This window comes from Microbacterium sp. (assembly GCF_051953575.1).
Classification (GTDB): domain Bacteria; phylum Actinomycetota; class Actinomycetes; order Actinomycetales; family Microbacteriaceae; genus Microbacterium.
Window position 1 is genome coordinate 1 of record NZ_JBQCIP010000072.1, and the last position, 2,769, is coordinate 2,769.

At 68.0% G+C, this 2,769-nt stretch carries 3 protein-coding genes and 1 rRNA gene; all 4 read left to right on the forward strand.

Translation table 11 applies throughout. The features are described from left to right. A 5S ribosomal RNA gene (gene rrf, locus ACTHNQ_RS05335) occupies window positions 1-77 on the forward strand; the annotation flags it as partial. A gap of 102 nt (window positions 78-179) precedes the next feature. Continuing rightward, window positions 180-1,256, forward strand: a complete 1,077-nt coding sequence (gene dapE, locus ACTHNQ_RS05340) for a succinyl-diaminopimelate desuccinylase (RefSeq protein WP_440331762.1) — start codon at window positions 180-182, stop codon at window positions 1,254-1,256. A gap of 6 nt (window positions 1,257-1,262) precedes the next feature. After that, window positions 1,263-2,489 carry a hypothetical protein gene (locus ACTHNQ_RS05345; protein ID WP_440331764.1) on the forward strand — a complete coding sequence of 409 codons (1,227 nt, stop codon included), beginning with the start codon at window positions 1,263-1,265 and terminating at the stop codon, window positions 2,487-2,489. Window positions 2,490-2,585: 96 nt separating this feature from the next. Beyond that, window positions 2,586-2,759 carry a DUF3117 domain-containing protein gene (locus ACTHNQ_RS05350; RefSeq protein WP_019179788.1) on the forward strand — a complete coding sequence of 58 codons (174 nt, stop codon included), beginning with the start codon at window positions 2,586-2,588 and terminating at the stop codon, window positions 2,757-2,759. Window positions 2,760-2,769 lie beyond the last annotated feature (10 nt).

Genomic DNA, 2,769 nt, shown 5'->3' on the forward strand with positions numbered 1-2,769 from the left:
CGAACCCGGAAGCTAAGCCTCTCAGCGCCGATGGTACTGCAGGGGGGACCCTGTGGGAGAGTAGGACACCGCCGGACACCCATTCACGGAATGGCCACCCACACCCTGGGTGGCCATTCCGCGTTAACAGCCCACGCCGACAGGCAAGAGGGCCGCATGTCGCTGGGTAGACTCGAACAATGGCGTCGCTCGATCTCACTGTGTCCTCCGTCGAACTCACCCGGAACATCTGTGACATTCCGAGCGTCTCCGGTGACGAGCGTGTACTGGCCGACGCCGTCCACGACGCCATCTCGGCGCTGCCGCACCTCGATGTCTATCGCGACGGCGACACGATCGTCGCGCGCACGAATCTGGGGCGTGCGCAGCGGGTCGTCATCGCCGGCCACATCGACACCGTGCCGATCAACGGCAACCTTCCGACGCGCGACCTCGAGTTCGACGGCGTCCCCGTCATCTGGGGCCGTGGCACGGTCGACATGAAGGGCGGCACTGCCGTGCAGCTGAAGCTCGCGGCCGAGCTCACCGAGCCCCGCGTCGACATCACCTGGATGTGGTACGACCACGAAGAGGTCGACGCCGACCTCAACGGCCTCACCCGTCTGGCGCGAACGCGGCCGGACCTGTTCCAGGGCGACTTCGCCATCCTCGGCGAGCCGTCCAACGGCGCTGTGGAGGGCGGGTGCAACGGCAACCTGCGCGCTATCGTGCGTACGCATGGCGTCCGCGCGCACAGTGCTCGCGCGTGGGTGGGTGACAACGCGATCCACAAGGCGGCGCCCGTGCTGGCGCGCCTCGCTGCGTACGAACCGCGCGAGGTCCCGGTGGAGGGGCTGGTCTACCGCGAAGGGCTCAACGCCGTGCGGATCCGCGGAGGCGTCGCGGGTAACGTCATCCCCGACCTGTGCGAAGTCGAGATCAACTACCGCTTCGCTCCGAGCCGCACTCTCGCCGAGGCGGAGCAGCACGTGCGTGAGGTCTTCGACGGGTTCGAGGTGGAGGTCGTGGACGGTGCCGCAGGTGCGCGCCCGGGCCTGGACGCACCGCTCGCACAGGAGTTCCTCGCTGCGGTGCACGCCGAACCGCGCCCGAAGTACGGGTGGACCGACGTCGCGCGGTTCAGCGCGCTGGGCGTGCCCGCCGTCAATTACGGACCGGGGGATCCGAGCCTGGCGCACCACGACGAGGAGCGTGTGCCGATCGCCCAGATCGAGGCAGTCGAGCGGGGCCTGCGCGCCTGGCTCGCGGGCAGCTGAGTCCTCGTGGCTGACGCGTCCTCGGTCGCGCCCGCCCCGACGGCGTCGCCCCGCCCCGCGCGGGCGGCCCTGCGCATCGCTGTGATCTACGTCGCCGCGCGCCTGATCACGACGTTCTTCCTGTTCCTCGCGGCTGAGCTCTCGGGCTTCGGCACACGGATGGGGCCCGACGCGAATCTTGCATCGACCGTCGTTGCCTGGGATGGCACGTGGTACTGGCTGATCGGCTACTCGGGCTATCCGACGACGCTCCCGCTCACCGAGACCGGGCAGGTGGCCGAGAACGCGTGGGCCTTCCTGCCGATCTACCCGTACCTCTCGCAATTGGTTTCGATCCCCTTCGGACAATGGGCGGCCGGCGCCGTGATCGTCTCACTCGTGGCGGGGTATGCGGCATCCCTCATCCTGTACCGGATGCTACGCCTGCGCCTCGACACGTCCGCGGCGACGTGGGCCGTCGTGTTCTTCGCCTGCGGCCCGCTGGCAGCGCTGTTCCAGGTGGGCTACGCCGAGACGCTGAACCTTCTCTGGCTGTTCTGCGCGATCTGGTGCGTGATGCGCCGGCGATACGGCTGGCTGTACCTGCTCATCCCGCTCATGGCGTTCACGCGCCCGGGAGTGCTCGCCTTCTCGCTGTTCCTCGCGCTGTTCGGCATCTGGCGCTGGTGGAACCGGCGCCGCGAGCCGCTCGGCGGCCGTGAGATCGCGCACATCGTCGTCCTGGGGCTGCTTGCTGCGGTCGCCGGATTCGCGTGGCAGCTGATCGCCGGGTGGGCGACCGGGGATCCGGGCGCGTACCTGTCGACGGAGCTCGCGTGGCGTCGCAACTGGATCCTGGGCGATGCGAGCTTCGCGCCGTTCGATGCGTTCGCCGCCGGCATCCACTTCTGGTTCGGCACGATGTGGCATCTGCCGGTCGCCTGGGGGTACGTCGCGGTCGGGGCGGTCGTCGTCGCGATCGCGTGCGCCCTGCTGTTCCTTCCGCAGGTGAAGCGGCTGGGCGTCGAGATCCGGCTGTGGAGTGCCAGCTACCTGTTCTACCTCCTGCTCGTCTTCTTCCCGCAGTCGAGTCTGTTCCGCCTGCTTGTGCCGCTCGCGCCGCTGTGGGGGGCGTTCGCGGTGCCGCGCTCCCGCGTGTGGCGGATCGGCGTGCTCGTGGCGTGTCTCGTCGGCCAGTGGTGGTGGATCTACAACATGTACGCGTTGGGGAATACAGCCTGGCAGGTGCCTTGATGTCGAAAAATGGATGCCGCTTTCCACAGGCGTACCCCGGTGTCTGTACCCTCACGATAAACTTGTCTGGCAGACCATCGATGTAAAGGAGCCGCAATGGCAGCCATGAAGCCGAGAACCGGAGACGGGCCGATGGAGGCCGTGAAGGAGGGCCGACTCATCATCGTGCGCGTGCCGCTCGAAGGTGGGGGCCGTCTGGTCGTCTCCGTGAACGACGCTGAGGCGAAGGAGCTCTACGACGTTCTGGGCGGCGTCGTCAACGCCGCGTAAGTCGCATCGT

Excerpts from the sequence above, each read along its gene's own strand:
- ACTHNQ_RS05350 (WP_019179788.1), top strand. The coding sequence starts at position 2,586 with ATGGCAGCCATGAAGCCGAGAACCGGAGACGGGCCGATGGAGGCCGTG.
- dapE (WP_440331762.1), top strand. The coding sequence starts at position 180 with ATGGCGTCGCTCGATCTCACTGTGTCCTCCGTCGAACTCACCCGGAAC.